The organism is Lentihominibacter sp., from assembly GCF_046951855.1.
Classification (GTDB): domain Bacteria; phylum Bacillota; class Clostridia; order Peptostreptococcales; family Anaerovoracaceae; genus Lentihominibacter; species Lentihominibacter hominis.
Genome location: NZ_JBKTXS010000012.1, coordinates 20,078 through 40,912, shown reverse-complemented (window position 1 = coordinate 40,912; position 20,835 = coordinate 20,078). Strand labels below are relative to the sequence as shown.

General features: G+C 41.0%; 23 protein-coding genes. 17 read left to right on the top strand and 6 right to left on the bottom strand.

The annotated features are described in order from the left end of the window. Positions 1-23: 23 nt before the first annotated feature. Positions 24-824 (bottom strand): TetR/AcrR family transcriptional regulator, encoded by an 801-nt coding sequence (locus ACLR96_RS04995; RefSeq protein WP_177270671.1) that lies wholly within the window; start codon positions 822-824, stop codon positions 24-26. Positions 825-1,000: 176 nt separating this feature from the next. After that, the gene (locus ACLR96_RS04990; RefSeq protein ID WP_177270669.1) at positions 1,001-1,945 is read right to left on the bottom strand and encodes an AraC family transcriptional regulator; all 945 of its coding nucleotides are present in this window, start codon (positions 1,943-1,945) and stop codon (positions 1,001-1,003) included. Positions 1,946-2,137: 192 nt separating this feature from the next. On the opposite strand from ACLR96_RS04990, the gene ACLR96_RS04985 reads away from it, so the two are divergent. The 3 genes from ACLR96_RS04985 to ACLR96_RS04975 all read left to right on the top strand — a co-directional run bounded on the left by ACLR96_RS04985 (position 2,138) and on the right by ACLR96_RS04975 (position 5,864). Continuing rightward, positions 2,138-3,775 (top strand): APC family permease, encoded by a 1,638-nt coding sequence (locus tag ACLR96_RS04985; protein ID WP_412265343.1) that lies wholly within the window; start codon positions 2,138-2,140, stop codon positions 3,773-3,775. An 11-nt stretch (positions 3,776-3,786) separates the two neighbouring features. Continuing rightward, complete coding sequence (locus ACLR96_RS04980; protein ID WP_177270663.1) at positions 3,787-5,484, top strand: amidohydrolase; 1,698 nt, start codon at positions 3,787-3,789, stop codon at positions 5,482-5,484. A gap of 83 nt (positions 5,485-5,567) precedes the next feature. After that, complete coding sequence (locus ACLR96_RS04975; RefSeq protein WP_177270661.1) at positions 5,568-5,864, top strand: putative quinol monooxygenase; 297 nt, start codon at positions 5,568-5,570, stop codon at positions 5,862-5,864. A 98-nt stretch (positions 5,865-5,962) separates the two neighbouring features. Here the strand turns inward: ACLR96_RS04975 and ACLR96_RS04970 are convergent, their stop codons facing one another. Beyond that, entirely contained in the window at positions 5,963-6,751 is a 789-nt protein-coding gene (locus ACLR96_RS04970) for a Cof-type HAD-IIB family hydrolase (RefSeq protein ID WP_177270659.1), read from the bottom strand. 39 nt (positions 6,752-6,790) lie between these two features. Next, positions 6,791-7,567 carry an enoyl-CoA hydratase-related protein gene (locus ACLR96_RS04965; RefSeq protein ID WP_177270657.1) on the bottom strand — a complete coding sequence of 259 codons (777 nt, stop codon included), beginning with the start codon at positions 7,565-7,567 and terminating at the stop codon, positions 6,791-6,793. Positions 7,568-7,804: 237 nt separating this feature from the next. On the opposite strand from ACLR96_RS04965, the gene ACLR96_RS04960 reads away from it, so the two are divergent. The 6 genes from ACLR96_RS04960 (at position 7,805) to ACLR96_RS04935 (ending at position 12,714) form a co-directional block, all read left to right on the top strand. Then, positions 7,805-8,971, top strand: a complete 1,167-nt coding sequence (locus ACLR96_RS04960) for an acyl-CoA dehydrogenase family protein (RefSeq protein WP_177270655.1) — start codon at positions 7,805-7,807, stop codon at positions 8,969-8,971. Positions 8,972-8,995: 24 nt separating this feature from the next. After that, positions 8,996-9,781, top strand: a complete 786-nt coding sequence (locus ACLR96_RS04955) for an electron transfer flavoprotein subunit beta/FixA family protein (protein ID WP_177270653.1) — start codon at positions 8,996-8,998, stop codon at positions 9,779-9,781. 18 nt (positions 9,782-9,799) lie between these two features. Continuing rightward, complete coding sequence (locus ACLR96_RS04950) at positions 9,800-10,873, top strand: electron transfer flavoprotein subunit alpha/FixB family protein (protein WP_177270651.1); 1,074 nt, start codon at positions 9,800-9,802, stop codon at positions 10,871-10,873. A gap of 112 nt (positions 10,874-10,985) precedes the next feature. Beyond that, positions 10,986-11,294 carry a hypothetical protein gene (locus tag ACLR96_RS04945; protein WP_177270649.1) on the top strand — a complete coding sequence of 103 codons (309 nt, stop codon included), beginning with the start codon at positions 10,986-10,988 and terminating at the stop codon, positions 11,292-11,294. Beyond that, the gene (gene nudC, locus ACLR96_RS04940) at positions 11,291-12,139 is read left to right on the top strand and encodes an NAD(+) diphosphatase (protein WP_177270647.1); all 849 of its coding nucleotides are present in this window, start codon (positions 11,291-11,293) and stop codon (positions 12,137-12,139) included. The genes ACLR96_RS04945 and nudC overlap by 4 nt, the downstream gene beginning before the upstream one ends. Continuing rightward, the gene (locus tag ACLR96_RS04935; protein WP_177270645.1) at positions 12,136-12,714 is read left to right on the top strand and encodes a hypothetical protein; all 579 of its coding nucleotides are present in this window, start codon (positions 12,136-12,138) and stop codon (positions 12,712-12,714) included. Before nudC ends, ACLR96_RS04935 begins: the two co-directional genes overlap by 4 nt. Positions 12,715-12,809: 95 nt before the next feature. Here ACLR96_RS04935 and scfB read toward each other — a convergent pair whose 3' ends face one another. Together scfB and scfA are read right to left on the bottom strand one after the other, a co-directional pair. Then, positions 12,810-14,183 carry a thioether cross-link-forming SCIFF peptide maturase gene (scfB, locus tag ACLR96_RS04930; protein WP_177270643.1) on the bottom strand — a complete coding sequence of 458 codons (1,374 nt, stop codon included), beginning with the start codon at positions 14,181-14,183 and terminating at the stop codon, positions 12,810-12,812. A gap of 107 nt (positions 14,184-14,290) precedes the next feature. Continuing rightward, entirely contained in the window at positions 14,291-14,437 is a 147-nt protein-coding gene (gene scfA / locus ACLR96_RS04925) for a six-cysteine ranthipeptide SCIFF (RefSeq protein ID WP_177270641.1), read from the bottom strand. 103 nt (positions 14,438-14,540) lie between these two features. Between scfA and ACLR96_RS04920 the strand changes: the two genes are divergently transcribed. The 8 genes from ACLR96_RS04920 (at position 14,541) to hisA (ending at position 20,835) form a co-directional block, all read left to right on the top strand. Then, positions 14,541-15,092, top strand: coding sequence for a 5-formyltetrahydrofolate cyclo-ligase (locus tag ACLR96_RS04920; RefSeq protein WP_177270639.1), 552 nt, complete (start codon positions 14,541-14,543; stop codon positions 15,090-15,092). A 17-nt stretch (positions 15,093-15,109) separates the two neighbouring features. Next, entirely contained in the window at positions 15,110-15,871 is a 762-nt protein-coding gene (gene larB / locus ACLR96_RS04915) for a nickel pincer cofactor biosynthesis protein LarB (protein ID WP_177270637.1), read from the top strand. Positions 15,872-16,059: 188 nt separating this feature from the next. After that, the gene (locus ACLR96_RS04910; RefSeq protein WP_177270628.1) at positions 16,060-17,184 is read left to right on the top strand and encodes an ATP phosphoribosyltransferase regulatory subunit; all 1,125 of its coding nucleotides are present in this window, start codon (positions 16,060-16,062) and stop codon (positions 17,182-17,184) included. 14 nt (positions 17,185-17,198) lie between these two features. Next, positions 17,199-17,819 (top strand): ATP phosphoribosyltransferase, encoded by a 621-nt coding sequence (gene hisG / locus ACLR96_RS04905; RefSeq protein ID WP_177270626.1) that lies wholly within the window; start codon positions 17,199-17,201, stop codon positions 17,817-17,819. Next, on the top strand, positions 17,816-18,877 hold the full coding sequence (hisC, locus tag ACLR96_RS04900) for a histidinol-phosphate transaminase (protein ID WP_177270624.1): 1,062 nt from the start codon (positions 17,816-17,818) through the stop codon (positions 18,875-18,877). Before hisG ends, hisC begins: the two co-directional genes overlap by 4 nt. Before the next feature lie 33 nt (positions 18,878-18,910). Further along, positions 18,911-19,498, top strand: a complete 588-nt coding sequence (gene hisB / locus ACLR96_RS04895) for an imidazoleglycerol-phosphate dehydratase HisB (RefSeq protein WP_177270622.1) — start codon at positions 18,911-18,913, stop codon at positions 19,496-19,498. Next, positions 19,498-20,118 carry an imidazole glycerol phosphate synthase subunit HisH gene (hisH, locus tag ACLR96_RS04890; RefSeq protein WP_177270621.1) on the top strand — a complete coding sequence of 207 codons (621 nt, stop codon included), beginning with the start codon at positions 19,498-19,500 and terminating at the stop codon, positions 20,116-20,118. The genes hisB and hisH overlap by 1 nt, the downstream gene beginning before the upstream one ends. Positions 20,119-20,124: 6 nt before the next feature. Further along, positions 20,125-20,835 carry a 1-(5-phosphoribosyl)-5-[(5-phosphoribosylamino)methylideneamino]imidazole-4-carboxamide isomerase gene (gene hisA / locus ACLR96_RS04885; RefSeq protein WP_177270619.1) on the top strand — a complete coding sequence of 237 codons (711 nt, stop codon included), beginning with the start codon at positions 20,125-20,127 and terminating at the stop codon, positions 20,833-20,835.

The window sequence follows — 20,835 nt, the reverse complement described above, 5'->3', positions numbered from 1 at the left end:
GTGTTTTGATTTTTTGTCTGAATTCATAATATCTCCTTAAATTGTTTATTTATGTTTTTTAACTTCTCAAGGAGGTGTTCTGCCTCCAGAAGTTTATTTTCGTCACCTGTTTTTTCGTAATTTGTCAATGTTTCTTTGAGACCATGCATAAGCATTTTTTTTATAAATATAGGTTTCAGTGCTTCAAGATCTCCTTTGTAGGCATCTTTTGCTTTCTGAATTACTTCCTGTGTTAAAAAGGCGTGTTTGCCTTTTCTTTTTTCCATAGTTGCCTGCAGACTGTCGGTGATATAGTCGACTGCTGCATTTTGGTCAAGATGAAGCTGCCCGCTCCATGTGATATAGGAGATTTCTTTAAGAAGCCCGTTTAAGGTCAGAGTGAGCTCACTTGCCAGAATTTCATCTTTAAGATCGAAGGCGCGGATTATTATTTGCTGAAACAGTGCAAATATATCGAGATTTATTTTGTTTATATATATCAGGTATTTTTCACGCTGGTCAGAAGATTGGGCAAATATGAATTCATCCATAAACCGCATACGCTTTGAGAATTGATCCATACGTTCGGAAATACAGTTTTTAAGCATTTGTATCTGTGAATTTGTACTGCTTTCCATTAATCGCTCAACATTACAGAGCATTTGTTCCACCATGTAACATATTACCATGAGACTGAAATCTTCTTTAGACTGAAATATTTTATATAATGTAGCTTTTGATATATTGCAGGCTTCTGCGATATCTTGCATAGACGTGTTGCGGTAACCTTTTTCAATAAATAATTCTTTTCCGATTTCTATGATATGTTCTTTTTTCTGATCCATTCAGGATATTGCCTCATTTCTTCGGACAGAACGTCCGGCGGATTTATATTTACGTAATAAAAACTCGTCATATGATACGTATATAAATACGATACCGACGAGTTTTTTATGTACTCATAAGTTTATTTTAATTTGTTGAGGGAAATATGTCAAGATGTTAACAAAAATTTTAAAATTCAAACCGTATGATGAGAGAATAAAGTTTTTTCTGTATGCCATTGGGTTATGTGCCATTGAAGAAGTTCACAGGCAGACGTATCGCAGACAAAAGATATTTCCTCAGACGTATTCATATATTCGGCGTATCTGGCTCTGTGCTGTGAAGGAGTGCTTTTCCACCATTTTTTAAATGATGAATAGAAATATTTACTGTCGGAGAATCCGCAGGAATACGATATCTCCGATACAGGTAAATCCGTCAGCAGCAAGAGCTGCTCGGCTTTATAACAGCGACTGTACTGGATCATATCTCTGAATGTCATGAAAACGGTATTGCTGAGGAATTGAGAAAAATAATTTTTATTTATATGCTCCATTTCTGCAAGTTTTGAAATTGTTATTTTTTTATTGTAATTTTTAGTACAGTATTCCAGTATGCGGTAGAACCTGTCGTGAAGTTCCATGTTGATCTGTTCGGTTTGGTTTTCGTAATTGAACCAGTTGAAATACTTAAGAAGAATATTTATTAGTGAGTTTGCAAGGTCTTTGGAACCTTCGCAGTGATTGTACTGAAAATAGGAAAGTGTCAGAATGATATCTTTTATATAAGTCATGGCTTTTTTCTGATAAGGATAGCAATGACAGCTTTCACATGCAAAATATATATAACAGAGTTTTTCCCAGGAAATATCAAGACCGGTAAGATCGAGGTGAAACAAAATAGTGAGATTATCTTCATCGGAATATATATAATGAATATCGCCACAGTCTACAGAGAAAATCTCTCCCTTATTTATTCTTACATTTTGATGTCCCGCAACCAGATCTACATGACCTTTAAGGCAGTAGATGAGTTCCAGTTCGTGTTCGTGATAATGTGGTTCCGCATGTGCTATATTGCATAGCTGGATGCTGTAAGGAAGCTTATCTTTATATGTTATAATCTTTTGTCTTATCTTCATGATTATTCACCTCGTATCTATATTATATCAATCTGATGACAGGGTCAAATTTGAGGCTTTCCAACAGTCGAATTTTAGTTATTATTATAATTTTTTTATAAAAAACGACTATAGAGCAAATTGTTATTTTGAAACATAATGGATTTATAAGCGGAATTTTCAAAAAATTATTAATTATGGAGGTGATTGATTATGGATGATATTAAAAGGGTGTCGAGACCGGACGGTGTAGCAGGTCTGAAAAAGCACAAGATGAAGTCTATACAGATAGCGTTCCTTCTATTTTGCCTTGTGGCCGCAGGGGCATTCGGAATAGAGGATATGCTTCCCGGTAGCGGACCGGGGCTGACTGTTATAATGCTTATGGTGTTCGCAGTAGTATGGGCGCATCCCATAAGCCAGATTGTGTCAGAGCTTTCTGCCCTGATGCCGTCAGAGGGAGGCATATACGTATGGGTAAAAGAGGCCCTTGGCGAATTCTGGGGATTTTGTATGGGTTGGTGGGGAACTGTTTCCATATACCTTTCATCAGCTACTTACGTAGTCCTGATAGTAAACTACAGCTCAAAGTTTATACCGGCGTTAAATGACCCTTTTGTATCTTTTACAGTAAAGCTTGCTATTGTAGTATTCTTTGTCGTAATAAATCTCATGGGACTTAAAGAGGTGGGCGCTATAAGCACCATATTATCTGTGTGTATTCTTATCGGATTTGCAGCAGTTACTGTAGTGGGCTTTGCTAACTGGCAGTATAATCCGATACTTCCGGTAACTCCCGAGGGGCAGTCAGTAATTGATTCTTTGGGCGGCAGCATTTGCATTGTGGTTTGGATGTATTGCGGATATGAATGTGTATCCAATATGGCAGGAGAAATAGAGAATCCGGAGGTTATTCCTAAAGGATTCAGAATAGCGATGCCTATGATAGCAGCAAGCTATATACTTCCTACTATTGCGGGATTAGTATCATTGGGACGATGGGATGAATGGGGAACTGATGGCATAGGATACGGAGATGTTCTTACAGAATTCTTGGGATACGGATGGGGAGTAGCATTTCTTGTAATAGCAATACTTTCTCAGGCAGCAATTTTTAATTCTTACATAGCTGCCGGCTCAAGAGGATTTTTTGTAATGGCTGATGACAGGCTGTGTCCTAAGTTTCTTGTAAAGGTAAGCAAAAAGAGGGGAGTACCTGTTCTTTCCATACTTCTTCTGGGAGTGTTTACTGCCGTAATGATGAATTTTGACTTTTCTACATTGCTTGTAATCGTAGGACCTCTGGCTCTTATGATATATGTGGTGCTTGGAATAGCGCTGCTCATCATAAGAAAGAAATATCCGGTTGACAGCAGGGACTGCTGGTATATCAGAGGAGGGAATATTAAAGTCAAGCTGTATGCCTTTGTACCTATGATTATTGCAGTGATAGCCCTCCTTGTAAACGGAACGGAATATTTTCTTCTCGGTTTTGTATCTATAGGGTCGGGGCTCGCAGCGTACATCGTATTTAAGCTTATTTACGGAGGTCTTTACAAGATAGATTCACAAAAATATCCTATAAATCCCAAAACGAAATTTGCCAAGGGAGATATTACAAGATTTGGGGTATTTATTCTGTCTTTTGGCGTATATGCTCTGGCAGGTAGCTTTTTTCTCCAGTGGTATGAAGGCTCATGGGGACCTGAATATTATCTTGAGATGTACGAAAGCGGGCTTATAAGTGATTTTGCTGCGATGATAAATGTGGCAAGAGTCGGCGGAGCAGTCGGAACTGCAGCCGGAGCATTACTTTTGCTTATAGGGATTAAAAAAGATCCTGCGAGATAAGGAGAGATAATATGAAAGCAGATATGATATTAAAAAACGGAAGAATATTTACACAAAATGAAAAAGCTCTTTGGGCATCTGAAGTCGCTGTGAGCGGAAAGAAAATAGTATGTGTCGGAGGCTTAGGAGCATGCGATGAATTGGCAGGGCCCGGAACACAGATTATAGACCTTGACCAGAAAACAGTAATCCCGGGCCTCATAGATGGTCATACACATCCGACAACTGTGGCTAAGACCATATGGCATATCAGAATGCCCCTTTATTTGGAAAAAGAGAGGCTCATGGAAACCATAAAAGAATATGCAGAAAAAAATCCAAAAGAGAAAGTGCCTTATTTTTTCGGAGAAGGGTATTATGCTGAGACCTTCGGAAATGATGGCCCGCGGAAGGAAGATCTTGATAAGATTTTTCCTGACAGACCTGCGAGGATACAGGATTTTACGGATCATGCATGTTGGTATAATTCCGTAGCTATAGATATGTTAAAAGATGAAGATGGGGGAATACATATAGCAAGTCCTGCCGGGGAGGCAGAGGTAGTCAAAGATAAGAACGGCGAGCCTACCGGCTGGGTGCTGGAGGGCAGTCCCGACGGCGATACAGGTATCTATGAAGCAATAAATTGGCATCCTCCTACAGGTACAGAAGAGGATGCCGTATCTCCGTTTCTTGATTTTCTTAAGAGCAAAGGTATTATGTGTATCATGGATGGATTTACCGAAGGAGAAGAAGCTATTCGCACCTTTTACGATATGGATAAAGAGGGCAGATTGAATATGTTTTATGAAGCGACGGTTCTTATGGAAGACTGTGAACAGGCAGAGGAGGCCATATCTACGGTACGTGAATGGAGTGATAAATATACTACAGAGCATATTCACATAAATACCGTAAAGTTTTTTATGGATGGGACTAATGAGATGGGTGACAGCGCCAGCCTTGAACCTTTTGAAAATGATGGTTCAGGAGAAAACTACGGCAGCATGACTGCATCCGAGGAAGAGCTGACAAGTGTTCTTTTGAAGCTCAATGATGAAGGAATAGATATTCATATTCATGTAGTTTGTGACAGGGCTTTCAGAACATGCTGCAATGCGGTGGAAAACGCCAAGAAAATCTGCGGTGAAAAATGGGGTATATATGTTACACTGGCTCACTGTGAGCTGATACATCCCGATGATATGAAACGTGTGGCAGAGCTGGGTATATTCATAGATTGGACTGCTCACTGGTCAGGAGGCTATTTCGGAGAAAACGCCATAGAATATTTAGGGCGCCGAAGATGGGAAACTATGTATGATTTCACGGAGATAATTCGTGAAGGAGGTACAGTAGGCTTTTCGAGCGACCTGTTTAGTTATGGAGAAGCAGAGAGAGGAGATCCGTATTTTGGAATGCAGACGTCTATGACAAGGGTTGATATAGAGCTTCCGCTGGATGAAAAAAAGTATCCGGGAAGTGTGAGACCACCTCTTGAAGCAAGGCTTACGTTAAACCAGCTTTTGAAAGGATATACATATAATAATGCATTAAGAATGAGATTGTCAGATAAGATCGGTACTATAGAGGAAGGCAAACTTGCTAATCTTATAGTTTTGAACAAAGATATATTTGATACTGATCCTTTTGAGATTAAAACAGTCAGTCCGGAAATGATATTTTTCGAAGGTAGGAAACAAGAGATAAAAGAAGTTTCGTTTTTATGATTATTTAGTTGCCAAATCTTTCCTAAAGTGATATCATGCGCATAGCAAGAACCAAATAACATAGGAAATCCGGAGGAAACAAAATGACCAATTTTTATGTTACATACAAATTCACAGGGAAAAAAGCAAGGGATGAATTTTATAAAGAAGTGAAAGCATGTCTTGCGGCAGAAAAAACGAGACGGGAAGAAGGATGTATCAGGTATGAATTTTTTTATCATGCCGATTCAGACGATATGATGTTTTTATGGGAGCAATGGAGCAGCAGGGAAGCGCAGAAGGTTCATCTCAGTCAGCCTCACTATCTTGAGCTTTCTGCCATAAAAGAAAAGTATGATGTAGATACGGATATTTTGGTGGAAGATCAATATTGCAGATAAAATGAAATAATAACTCCGTGGAATTTAATATCTGCGGAGTTATTATTTATGTAAGATTTAACTTGTTTTTAAGTTGTCTGCTGTATACATTTTTTATATTAAAGAGTATTCAGTACTTTCATAACGCCATTGTCATCGTTGGATTGGGCTATGTGTTTTGCTGTGGCCTTTATAGTAGGATGACCGTTTTCCATACAGTAACTTTCCGTACAATTTTGCAGCATTTCCATATCGTTGAAATAATCTCCGAAGGCCATAGACTGATCGGGTGTGATCCCATATTTATCCTGTATGGCTTTAATAGCATTTCCTTTGTTTACCGAGGAGTTAGATATATCTATCCAACTGTCACCCGATATAACCACATCCAAAGACGCATTCACATTGCTGAAATATTTTATGGATGCTTCTGCTGATTTATCTTTGAAATAAACCGCTATTTTTACTATTTGATCTTCAGATATGATATGCAGCATATCTTTTACAAAATTATGTCTGAAATAGTATATGAGAGCTCCTTTTTTTACTTGTTCATCAGGTTCTTTCAGGTAAGCTGAGTTTGTTCCGCATAATATGGGTGTAGCACCGGGGACTTGTGATATGAGGCTGAGACAGTCGGATATATCTTTTTTCCTCATTACGTTTCGATATATTGTTTTGCCTTTTTCGAAGACCAGTCCGCCGTTTTCTGCGATAAATATCAGGGAATCCTTTATGGGGAACATATCGTGTTCCAGAGTGTAGTATTGCCGACCGCTGGCAATAACTGTTTTGATTTCCGGATGGCTCTGTACCCATGGAATGAAATCTTCCGGCATTTTTTTCTGACTGTCAAGCAATGTGCCGTCCATATCAATTGCTACTAATTTGATGTCTTCTGTAGTCATAATTCCTCCGTAGTTTGCTGTATATTAAAGAACGTATGCTTATTTGTTTTTAAATTCAGCTTTTCTTTTTTCCAGGAATGCTTTCATGCCTTCAACTCTGTCTTCTGAGCAGAACGGTACAGTGAAAGCTTCACTTTCCAGTGCGACTCCTGTAGGTACATCAAGCATAATGCCGCTGTTTATAACATGTTTTGCCGTTGCAGTGGCGATAGGAGCTTTGCTCATGATTGTTTCTGCCAGTTTTTCGCATGTGGGGATAAGTTCATCATGGGGAACCACTTTTTCTACAAGACCTAATCTTAAAGCTTCGTCTGCTTTGATATATTCTCCGGTCAGTATCATATATTTTGCCATGCCTTTGCCCACAAGCCTCGGCAGTCTCTGCGTACCTCCAAAGCCCGGTATAATACCCAGATTAACTTCCGGCTGTCCGAATTGAGCTTTTTCAGAAGCAATACGTATATCACATGCCATGGCAAGTTCACAGCCGCCTCCCAGCGCGAATCCATTGACTGCCGCGATCACAGGTTTGTCTACGGATTCTATATAATTCATAACTTTTGATCCGTATCTTATCATTTCGTGACCTTCGACGCCTGTAAGCTTTGACATCTGTTCTATATCGGCTCCGGCTACGAACGCTTTACCGGCACCTGTCAGAATAACGGCCTTTACCTGGCTGTCATCAGTTATCTGTTCAAATGCAGATTGAAGTTCCGTAAGGACTTTCGTAGAAATGGCATTCAATGCCTCCGGTCTGTCAACAGTGACATAAGCGATACTATTTTTTACTTCATACCTCAGAGTTTCAAACATAATTTTCCATCCTTTCTTACACTATATATATCTGCATTAATGATAATTTATATTCATATTAGTGCCCAAATATCCGTTTGTCAATGAGTAAGAAAAATCTTTAAAATAAATATGGACATAAATCAAAAAACATAATATAATACCTATTGAATGCGACTTGACACAAGTTGTGATTTGACATAAAATAAGTAAGTGATTGTAAGCAAAATTTAAATGGAGAGTTTAGGAGGATAAACAATGGACTTTAAATTATCAAAGACACATTTGCTTCAGCAGGAAATGTATCGCAGATTTGCAGAAAATGAAGTTAAACCATTGGCAGAAGAAATGGATGAAACAGAAGTTTACAGCATGGAACTGCTTGCAAAGATGCACAAATACGGACTTATGGGTATTCCTTACTCAAAGGAATACGGTGGAGTAGGCGGAGATTACCTCAGCTATGCTCTTTGCATGGAAGAAGTATCAAAGATGGACGGAAGTACAGGAATCACTATTTCAGTACATACATCACTTTGCTGCTCATGTATCGACTCATTCGGTACTGAAGAACAGAAGCAGAAGTTCTTAAGACCTTTGATCGACGGTTCAAAGACAGGATGCTACGGACTTACAGAGCCTAACGCAGGATCTGATGCAGCAGGACAGCAGACACAGGCTGTATATGACGAAGCTACAGACGAATATATCATTAACGGTGGTAAGATATTTACAACTAACTCAGGATTTGCCGATACTTGCGTAGTATTTGCTCTGACTGATAAGACAGCAGGAACAAGAGGAATTTCAGCATTTGTTGTACCTCTTAAGGATGATGACGGCAACAGAACACCTGGAGTAACAGTAAGTGACAATATCAAGAGAATGGGTATCAGAGCAGCATCAAACTGCGAAGTTTCATATGAAAACGTAAGAGTACCAGCTGCTAACAGACTCGGTAAAGAAGGCCAGGGCTTCAAGATTGCAATGAAGGCTCTCGATGGCGGAAGAATCGGTATTGCTGCACAGTCTGTAGGTCTTGCTCAGGGTGCTCTCAACGAAGCTGTTGAGTATGTAAAGGAAAGAAAGCAGTTCGGAAGACCTATCGCTGCATTCCAGACAACTCAGTTCAAATTAGCTGATATGCAGACTAAGATCGATGCTGCAAGACTCCTTACTTGGAGAGCTGCATGCATTAAAGATGCCGGTGAAAACTATGGTCCTGCGGCAGCTATGGCTAAGTTATTCGCTTCAGACGTTGCTAACCAGGTGTGCAGAGAAGCTGTACAGCTCATGGGCGGTTACGGATACTGCAGAGAATATCCTGTAGAAAGAGCATTGAGAGATGCTAAGATCACAGAGATATACGAAGGAACATCAGAAGTTATGAAGATGGTAATTTCAGGATCAATGAAATTAAAGTAGTAGTGTGAAGGGAGAAGAATAACGATGAAAATAGTAGTATGCATAAAGCAGGTTCCGGACACAAACGAAGTAAAACTGGATCCTAAGACTAACAGACTTATCAGAGATGGTGTTCCAAGCATCATCAATCACGATGATAAATCAGGTATAGAAGCAGCTCTTCAGCTTAGAGAAAAAGTAGGCGGAACTGTAACAGTAGTTTGCATGGGACCTCCTCAGGCTGATGTAGCACTTAGAGAAGCACTGGCAATGGGATGCGATGACGCTTATCTGCTTTCAGCAAGAGAATTCGGTGGATCAGATACTTGTGCAACAGCAATCATCATCTCAACTGCTCTTAAGAAGATCGGTTATGATCTTGTAATCACAGGAAGACAGGCAATCGACGGTGATACTGCTCAGGTAGGACCTCAGATTGCTGAAAACCTTGGAATTCCTCAGATTTCATATGCTGAAGAAATCGAACCAAACGGAGACGTATTAACTGTAAGAAGACAGTATGAAGACAGACATCATATGATCGATATTAAGACTCCTTGCCTGCTTACAGCACTGCAGGAATTGGCTGAGCCAAGATACATGCATGCAGGCGGAATCATCGACGCTTATGACAAAGATATCACTGTATGGGGATTTGACGATCTTAAAGATGGTCTGAACCCGGATCACATCGGACTGAACGGTTCACCTACAAAAGTAGTAACTTCATTCGGTAAGATGGCTAAGGGTGCAGGAACTAAGTTAGACGTAAGCCCTGACGAAGCGGTAGCTGCAATCATAGCTAAGATGGAAGAAAGACACATTATTTAGTGGGGAGGTTTCTTGAAAATGAGCAAAGATTTATATGTAATAGCGGAGCAGAGAGACGGTGAAATCGCTAAAGTTACTTTTGAGTTACTTGGCGAAGCAACAGTATTAGCTGCTGACCTTAATGAAAAAGTATACGCGGTTCTTATGGGTGACAAAATTAAAGATAAGTCACAGGAACTGATCGAAGCAGGTGCAGACGGAGTAATCGTTGTAGAAGATCCTATGCTTGCTGAATATGTTACAGAGCCATATGCCAAGGCATTAACTGCTGTAATAAAGAACTATGATCCTAACATCGTACTGTTCGGTGCAACTTCAATTGGTAGAGACCTTGCTCCAAGAGTAGCTGCAAGAGTACATACTGGTCTGACAGCTGACTGTACTCACTTGGATATAGATATGAATAAGTATTTTGATTTCTTACATGCTACTTCAACTGCAGATACAGCTTCAATCGAAAAGAGACTGGGAATGGACGACAAGACATTGAAGATGACAAGACCTGCATTCGGTGGTAACGTAATGGCGACTATCAGATGTGCTGACTACAGACCTCAGATGGCTACAGTAAGACCTGGAGTAATGAAGAAGATCGCTCCACAGGCTGGAAAGCAGGGGACTGTTGAAGAATTCAAAGTTGAATTTACTGCTGCTGATATGAACGTAGACATTAAGGAAGTTGTTAAAGATACTAAGAAGGCTGTTGATATTACAGAAGCTAAAGTTCTGGTATCAGGCGGAAGAGGTATCGGTTCTCCTGAATTCTATCAGGAACTTAAGAAGGTTGCTGACTTACTGGGTGGAGAAATTTCATCATCAAGAGCAAACGTTGACGCCGGCTGGATTGAAAGAGACAGACAGGTTGGTCAGACTGGTAAGACAGTTAGACCTGAGCTTTACATGGCTTGTGGTATTTCAGGTGCTATCCAGCATATTGCAGGTATGGAAAACTCAGAATGCGTAATCGCTATCAATAAGAACGATACTGCAGCTATCTTTGAAGTATCTGACTTAGGAATCGTTGGCGATGTTAAGGTTATCATACCTAAGCTGGTAGAAGCTCTTGACAAGTACAAGGCTGAAAACAACTAATTTGATATTTAATCAAAATATATAAGTTGAATCTAAGAGGATGTGTCCAGATGAAATCAATCATCGGGCACAGCCTCTTTTTGTGAGTGGCCTTAATATATGAGGTGAGAATGTGCATAAGATAAAATTGATCCCGGAAGAGCCTTTTTACAATAGGTGTAGTGTCAATGTGTACGATGTTACTGAAGGGAAAGAAAAGAGACGCTGTAAAATACAGGTGGAATATTCGGTGGCGGATATACGTGAACTTAAGGAAAAGGGCATGGATAAGGCGGCAGCTATATCATACTACAAAGAGTGGATATATGATGTTGTCAAGCATTATATACTCGATGATTGGGAATGTACAGAGGGAATGAAAGAAATTCTGTCTATAGTTGAAGAACATATAAAGGATAGCTTTGAGGAGGACAGTGTATGATACAGGATATAACCCCTCATAAGCTGGATAATGCTTTTAGAAATGCAGAACCGCGTCCTACAGACAAAGTCTTTGTTTTCTGCGAAGGAAAGGTTCTCGCATCTATCGATGAAGAAGGTATGGAGCTGCCTGATATGAGCAGCATAGCCTCTTTGTTTGAGCAGGTGCAAAAGTACGCTGTGTATGCCTTTTCCGTCGACGATAAACCTATATTTCTCATGCTTCAAGATGGCAATGCAGACAAGGAGCTTCCTGCAGGAATGGAATACATAGAGCTGAGGAAGTTAAATGATGCTAAGGAGGATTGGCTTGCATTTGCAGCTGTTACCGCAAGCCACCTTAATCACTGGTATGGAGAGCATCGCTTTTGCGGAAGCTGTGGGAGCAGACTTGAATTATCGGACACTGAAAGAGCTACGGTATGCCCTCAGTGCGGAAATGTTCAATATCCTCGCATTTCTCCTGTTATCATGGCTGCAGTTACAGACGGTGACAGGCTGCTTGTAACAAGATATGCCGGCCGGGAATATAAAGGCTTGGCGCTGATTGCCGGATTTGTGGAGATTGGCGAATCCTTAGAGGGTGCCTTGGAGCGAGAGGTTATGGAAGAAGTGGGACTTAGAGTAAAAGATATCTCTTACTTTGGAAGCCAGCCATGGGGGTTTTCGGATTCTGTTATTTCAGGATTTTTCGTTAAACTGGATGGAAAAGATAATATTTATCTTGATGAAAACGAATTGTCAGAGGCTGTGTGGCTGTCAAGAGATGAGATTCCTCCTCAAGATTCGGATATAAGTATAACAGCGGCGATGATTGAAGCGTTTAGGAAAGGGGTAAAAGTATGAGAGTGAAGCAGTTTGTTATGGCTTATGAGGTTGAACATGATAAGATAAAAAAACTTCTTTATGATGAATTTGAATCTCTGAGGCCTGTATTGAGAATTAATATAGAGATAAGAAAAGAAAATCTTGGTTCAGAAGCTGAAGATGAGATGGTTCGTATAGAGTTCAATACGCCTGTAGTAGCGAGGGGAAAAAGAGGCTGGCTTAATCTGAGAACTTGGGACAGTACTGGGATGTCTATTTCCTATCAAAATGTTGACAGATACAAAAGAGAAAAAAATGACGGCAATGATACGGTTGAAAAGAAAGATACTATAAAGTTTACTGCACCTTTTCTTGCTATAGAATATACAGGAGTAGGTATAGTTGGCGGCTGTCCTGCTGAAGATGACAATGATGGATGTTTTTTCTGGGAAGAAGATAGTAAAAAATATATTTTCGCAGCGTCAGAAGTCATAGATGGCTTTAAGGAATATTGTGATTGTGAGTTTCAGTGGACAGATCCATTTATGGAAGAAATGAAAATACCATGCCGGAAGATATTGGGAGCATATAAAGTTGAGTTTGAGAGGTTATGATAAGCGATAAATATGTATACGAAAAACGCTGTAAGATTTTATTGGATAGTAAAAAGAGCAGAAAATATCAATCTAATTTCCGCTCTTTTTATTATTTACAGATTCTCTGACATTTCCGCAACCTTCAGCATGATGGCGCACTCTATTCTCTTTTTATGAAGCCGGCATCCCATATCATATACTCCGGTTATGGAGCCTGTGGTGTGATAGGCGTTGGCGGCGCAGCCTCCGCTGCAGTAAAGCTTGGCGAAGCAGTCTGCGCATTCCTCGTGGGAATATATGTTGCAGCTTTTAAACTGGTGACATACAGAGTCGTTGGTTATGCCGTCATATATATTGCCTAAGAGAAACTTTTCGTCTCCCACAAACTGGTGGCAGGGATACAGGTCTCCCGAAGGAGTAACGGCCACGTATTCTGTGCCCACGCCGCATCCGGATATACGTTTTACGATACAAGGTCCTCCTGTAAGGTCTATCATATAATGGTAGAAATTAAAGTTACGTCCCTTGCCCTCTCTTTTGCGGTCAAGTATTTCGCATGCCAGACGCTCGTATTCCGAAAGAAGCTTGGGCATATCGGATTCCTTCAGTGCATAGGGAGCGTCGTCCGGGGCAACAACCGGCTCAATGGAAAGCTCCTTGAAACCCAGGTCTGCCATATGGAGAATGTCGTTTGTAAAGTCCGTGTTATAGTGAGTATATGTGCCGCGCATATAGTAGTCCTGCTGGTTTCTGGACTCGGCAAGCTTTTTAAAGGCAGGGAGAATCATGTCGTAAGTGCCTTTTCCCCCACGGGTTTTTCTCATATTATCGTTGATATCTTTTCTTCCGTCGAGACTGATGACCACGTTGCTCATTTCCTTGTTGGCAAAGTCAATGACCTCGTCATCAAGCAGAACTCCGTTTGTTGTAAGTGTAAAACGAAAATTCTTGTTGTGTTCTTTTTCCTGCTGTCTCCCGTATGCGACTAATTTTTTTACAACATCAAAATTCAGGAGAGGTTCTCCTCCGAAAAAGTCGACTTCCAGATTGCGTCGTGTACCGGAATTTTCTATGAGCCAGTCAAGGGCGCGTTTTCCCACTTCATAGCTCATCAATGCCTGAGGTCCATGGTATTCGCCGTCGCCGGCAAAGCAGTATCCGCAGGTCATATTGCAGCCGTGAGCCACGTGAAGGCAGATGGCTTTTACTACAGACTGTCTTTCTTTAAAAAGATCGGCTTGTCCTGAGAAAATATCTTTTGTAAAGAGTTTGCGGTCTTTTTTTAATTCCTCTATGTCTTGTATTATCTCTTCCACTTCCTCAGCGGATATTCCGTGGCGCTTGGCTATAACAGCTGCTATGTCATCCTTGGGAGTATTCTGATACAGCTCTATGACGTCATAGGCGACATCATCTACCGTATGTATGGAGCCGCTCTCTGAATCGAGAACTATATTATATCCATTTAATTTATATTGATGAACCATGTGTATTCCTTTCGTATATGTGCAGAAGGTGTTTTGGCAGCAACAAGAAAATAGCTGCATCTACTTAAAGATGCAGCGGTTAATATCAGTGTGTTACAGTATCTATGTTAGTTCTTATGCTTTTCGCACTGCTGATTAGCAACACTGCAGGAAGTCTTGCTTGCTGACTGACATGAAGTCTGGCATTCGCCACAGCCGCCTGTTTTAGCAGATTTTTCAAGATCACGTGATACTAATGTTTTTATTCTCTTCACTTGTGGTTCCACCTTTCTGTTAATAGTTGTTTTATTACTATCAGTCATGATATCATATTTCGTATGGATTGTAAAGCGTATGAAAGTTTGATAAGATATGATTATGAAAAGCAAAGATGAGATAAGAAAAGATATACTGAAAATAAGAAAATCAATGAGCCAGAACAAGGTGAAACAGTATTCTCAGATCGTTTGCCGAACAGTGGTGAATTCGCAGGTCTATAAAAGCGCTGAGGATATATGTCTCTATATGCCTATAAGAAGTGAAGTGGATGTTACCTATCTTGTGAATGAAGCCACAGGCGAAGGGAAGCGTTTATGGCTTCCAAGGGTAGATGAAGGAAGTATGGATTTTTACCGGTATAATGTGGGTGATAGCTTAAAAAAAGGATCCTTCGGCATCCTTGAGCCCATTTCGGAAGAAAAGCTGAATCATGTCGAGAGCGCGCTTATAATTATGCCGGGAGCAGTATTTTCAAAGGCGCGGGACCGCATTGGGTACGGAGGTGGATACTACGATATTTTTCTGGAAAGGCATCCCGGGTGCAAAACTTTGGCTGTATGTTATGATTTTCAGATTGTAAATGAACTTCCGGCAGAAGCTCATGATGTAAAACCTGATATTATTGTAAGTCAGGACAGAGTAATAGTGTAAAAGGTTAGGATAAAGCGATGAATGATATATATATAAGAAAATTGTTAAAACAGGTGAAAAACGGAAATGTCAGTGTAGATGATGCATATGAACAGCTAAAGGAAATGCCCTTTAAGGATATGGGCTTTGCAAGTATAGACAATCACAGGGCATTGCGTACGGGATTTCCGGAGGTAGTTTTCTGTCAGGGAAAAACTCCTGGACAAATAGGCTGTATAATGTCTGAGCTTGTTAAAAACGGAGGCAATATTATGGGTACAAGAGCAGATAGAGAAGATTTTGATGAAGTAATCAAAATTATTCCTAAGGCTCGGTATTTTGAAACTGCTCGTATAATAGCCGTGATGGATGAGGATGGCAGAGATAGTGAATTAGACAGCTTTAAAACCGTTTCTGTAGTTACAGCGGGAACTGCTGATATTCCTGTCGCCGAAGAAGCAGCTGTTACAGCGGAGATACTGGGAAATCGCGTTGATAGAATATATGATGTGGGAGTAGCAGGTATACACAGACTTTTTGCCAAACTGGATATCATAAAAAAAGCAGATGTTGTAATAGTTGTGGCCGGGATGGAGGGGGCTCTTGCCAGTGTTGTCGGCGGCCTTGTCGATGCTCCGGTTATTGCTGTGCCTACCAGTATAGGATATGGATCAAATCTGGGAGGTTTGGCGGCGCTTCTGTCAATGCTCAACAGCTGTGCCAATGGTGTAGGAGTTGTTAATATAGATAATGGATTTGGTGCTGCATATCTTGCATCTGTGATAAACAGAAAAAGATAAATTTATTTATATAATAAAAACAAATGATTTTTAGAAGGTTTCTGTCTTTAGTGAGACAGCCTTTTTTTTACAATTATACTGGACTTTTTTATAATTTTGATATATACTTATAAAGTGATAACGATATAAAACTTTAATTTGATAAAGCAAAGCTTGTAAAATAGCTATGGATCTTGGGAGGAACGGACATGAAATACAATTTGAAACCTGACGAAAGGGCAACACTGGAGCTTCGGGGTCTCTATGAAAAATATGGATATAAGAAATATAAGATAAGTAAATTCGAAGAATATTCTCTCTATGCTACCAACAGGGATTTTCTTATCGGAGACAAGGTGCTTACGTTTACGGATTTGGACGGCAGACTTCTTGCCATGAAGCCCGACGTTACGCTGAGCGTAATCAACAACACAAGAGCCACAAGAGAAAAGAGCGAAAAACTTTACTACATAGAGAACGTATACAGGGAAAACAGGGAAAACCACTGTTTTAAAGAGATAAATCAGATGGGTCTTGAATATATGGGCAAGATAGATAAGTACAGCGTGCTGGAAGTAATAACTCTTGCGGCAAAATCTCTTAAGACCATAGATTCTGATTACCTTCTTGAAATCTCACATATGCACTACACTATAGATTTTCTCAAAGAGCTGAAGCTTGATGAGGGAATGTATATGGGACTGCTCAACAGTATAAGACAGAAAAACGTAACAGGTATAGAGCAGGTGATTTTAAAGGCCGGACTGGATGAAAGGCATTCGGATGTATTGAGGAAGATTCCGTTCCTTTACGGTGAAATGGGAAAGACCATAAAAAGGGCGAAGGCTATGGCTTTAAATGACAGTATGCTCAATGACCTTGATGAGCTTCAGGAGTACTGCAGTGTCCTCAAGAGTCTGGGGTATGCTAAGAATATACAGATAGATCTTTCCATGGTAAATGATATAGATTATTACAATGGTATAGTGTTCAGAGGGTATATCAGAGATCTTCCGGGATGCGTGCTGGCAGGCGGTCAGTATGACAAGGCTATGGCTATTTTCGGAAAGGATGCCGGAGCCGTAGGTTTTGCAATATATTTGGATGAATTAACTAAAGGAAAGATTCCGGCTTCGCAATACGATGTGGATGTGCTGCTTATTTACCATGAAGATGAAGAACTGACAAATGTTATAAAGTCTGTAAGAAACCTGCAGAAGGAAGGCTTCTCAGTGAGAGCTGAAACTGCAGAGCCGCCGTGCTTGAGATATAGATATAGGTATGAGCTTAAAGAAGGAAAATTTGTGGATGCTGCGGAAATGCAGACTCGATGAAAGGAGATATACATATGTTGAATATTGCGCTGCCCAAAGGTAGACTAGGAGACAAGGTGTACGATATGCTGGCTTCCATAGGATATGACTGCCCGGGATATTATGAACAGAACAGAAAGCTGGTGTTTGAAAGTCCTGAGAAGAACGTAAGATATCTTCTCGTAAAGCCCAGCGATGTGGCTATTTATGTGGAGCACAGAGCAGCTGATATAGGAATAGTGGGCAAAGATATACTCCTTGAAAATCAGTCAAACGTATACGAATTGCTGGACCTTAAAATAGGAAAGTGCAGAATGGCGGTGGCTGCCCCCGACGGATACGTTGAGGATCCTGACAGAACTCTTAGAGTGGCTACAAAGTACGTCAATATAGCCAAGGATTTTTACAGCGGCAGAAACAGAGATATAGAGATAATAAAGCTTAACGGAAGTATAGAGCTGGCACCTATATTAGGTCTTTCAGATGTTATTGTGGATATAGTGGAGACAGGTAATACCTTAAGAGAAAATCACTTAAGTGTGCTGGAAGAATTTAAGGATATCAGCGCCAGATTTATCGCCAATGAAACAAGCTTTAAATTCGAGAATGAGATTATAAGCAATATGCTTAGTAAATTGGGAGAACAGGTAAAATGAGCAGATTTTTAAGCCGCAAATTTGAAACACTTAAACCATATACACCGGGCGAGCAGCCAAAGGCTACAGGCAGACTGATAAAGCTCAATACCAATGAGAACCCTTACGGGCCTGCGCCAGCCGTGTCAAAGCTCATAAACAGCCATGAAATAAATGATCTGAAGCTTTATTCCGATCCGGACGCATCGATCCTGACGGCAGCGGTAGCTGATTATTATGGCATAAGACGGGAGCAGGTAATGGCAGGCAACGGTTCCGATGAGATTCTCGCATTTATATTTATGGCATTTCAGGGAAGGTCAGGGAAAATATATTATCCCCAGATCAGCTACAGCTTTTATCCCGTATACTGTGATATATTTAAGGCAGAAGGTGTAGAGGTGCCTCTGGCAGATGACTTTTCTGTAAGACCGCAGGATTACTTTGGAGCTGACGGTACTATAGTAATAACCAATCCCAATGCTCCTACGGGTATGGCGCTGTCTTCCGCGCAGATAGAGGAAATACTGATACATAACAGAGAAAATCTGGTGGTAATAGATGAAGCATATGTTGACTTCGGAGCAGAAAGCGTCGTATCCTTCATAGAAAGATACGATAACCTGATGGTTGTTCAGACTCTTTCCAAGTCAAGGAGTCTGGCCGGAGCCAGAGTGGGAATCGCCATGGGAAACGAAAAATTAATTGCTGATATGAACAGGATAAAATTCAGTTTTAATCCTTATAATTTGAATCGCCTTTCTATTTTGGCAGGAGCAGAAGCCATGAAAGACAGAAGGTACTTTGAGGAGACGAGAAGAAAAATAATGGACACCAGGGAGGAATTCGTTAAAGACATGGAAAGTTTGGGATTTCGCATTCTCCCATCCAAGGCAAACTTTGTATTTGCATCCAGTCACGCAATATCAGGAGAAGAGTACTTTGACAGACTGCGAAAATATAATATAATAGTTAGACATTTTAAGGATAAAAAGATTTGTAATTATGTTAGAATAACTATAGGAACGCCTGAGGAGATGAATGTTTTAGTTCAGGCCACAAGAAAGATACTGGGCTGACCGGGCACATGCTGCGCAGAAGGAGATAGGAAAGTGAGAAGAAAGAAAATCGTCAGAGATACAAAAGAGACAAAGATTGTCTTGGCTCTGGAAATAGACGGAACAGGAGCATATGAGATAAATACGGGCTGCGGCTTTCTCAATCATATGCTGGAGCTATTCACAAGGCACGGGAGATTCGATATAGCGGTGGACTGCAACGGCGATACGGAGGTGGACTATCATCATACGGTGGAAGACATAGGCATAGCTATGGGAAGCGCTTTTAAAGAGTCTCTGGGAGATAAGAGAGGCATATACAGATACGGCAGTATGTTGCTGCCTATGGACGAGGCTCTGATACTCTGCGCTGTAGATATAAGCGGCAGAAGCTGCGTCAATTTTGATGTGCAGATTCCTGCACAGAAGGTAGGCGATTTTGATACGGAGCTTGTAAAGGAGTTTATAGAGGCCTTTGCACGGGAAATGGGACTGACAATACACGTTAAAATGCTGGCAGGGGAAAATACCCATCACATAATAGAGGCGGTGTTTAAAGGAATGGGCAGGGCTCTTAGGGCAGCCTGCGCCATAGAAGATGAATATGCCGATGAGATACCGTCCACAAAAGGAGTTTTGTAATGATAGCTATAATAGATTACGGTGTAGGGAATCTGTTTTCTCTGACGGCTTCGCTCAGGTATCTGGGAGCTGAGGCTGTAGTTACCGGTAAAAAAGAAGATATTGAAGCGGCTGACAGGATAATACTGCCGGGAGTGGGAGCTTTTGAGGATGCCATCGCAAAGCTTCGTGATACAGGTCTGGTGGAAACCATCGTTAATGAGACGGCAAAGGGAAAGCCCCTTCTTGGAATATGCTTAGGAATGCAGCTGCTTTTTCAGGAGAGCCGTGAATATGGAGTACATGAAGGCCTCGGACTCATAAAGGGAGTCATAGCGCCAATAGATGAAGACCTGAAAGCTGAGGGAATAGAAGGGCTTAAGGTACCTCATATAGGCTGGAACGCTCTCAGCTTTGAGTCAGATGAGCCGCTGTTTAAATATATCAAGCAGGGCGACTGTGTTTACTACGTTCACAGCTTTTACGGAAAGGACTGTGAAGAAAGCATAATAGCCTCGTCCATGTACGGTATAAGGATAACGGGAGCTGTGAGAAACGGTAAGGTTTACGGAACTCAGTTTCACCCGGAAAAGAGCGGAGAAGTGGGGCTTAACATCTTGAAAGCATTTATGGAGGTATAGTTAATAATGAAGATTTTTCCGGCAATAGATTTGAGAGACGGTATGGCTGTAAGACTGTTTCAGGGCGATTACGATCAGATGACGGTTTACAGCGACGACCCGGTAAAGGTGGCCGAGGACTTTAAGAAGAAGGGAGCGGACTGCCTTCATCTTGTGGACCTTGACGGCGCAAAGGACGGGAAGCTGGTTAACTTTGACACTATAAAGGCCATTACCGAGAAGGTGGATATGTTTGTGGAGGTCGGCGGAGGAATAAGAGACGAGGAGCGTATAGCACAGTATCTCGACTTGGGAGTGGGCAGAGTAATATTAGGCACAGTCGCAGTTAAAGAGCCAGAATTCTTAAAGGCAATGGTAAAAAAGTACGGCGATAAAATCGCAGTGGGAGTGGATGCTCTTGACGGATATGTTGCAGTAAACGGCTGGAAAGAGATTACCGATACCAAGAGCTTTGAATTTTGTGAATATCTTCGCGACATCGGCGTGAAAACGGTAATATACACGGATATATCAAGGGATGGAGGTCTTAAGGGTACCAATTTTGAAGCATATGAGAGGCTGAGCCTCATAGAGGGGCTTGAAATCGTGGCTTCGGGAGGAATAAGCTTTGAGGATGAGATAAAGGCTTTAAAGGATGTGGTGGCTGCGGCAATTCTTGGCAAGGCCATCTACAGCGGTAAGCTGGACCTTGAAAGAGCAGTGAAGCTTGCCATATAG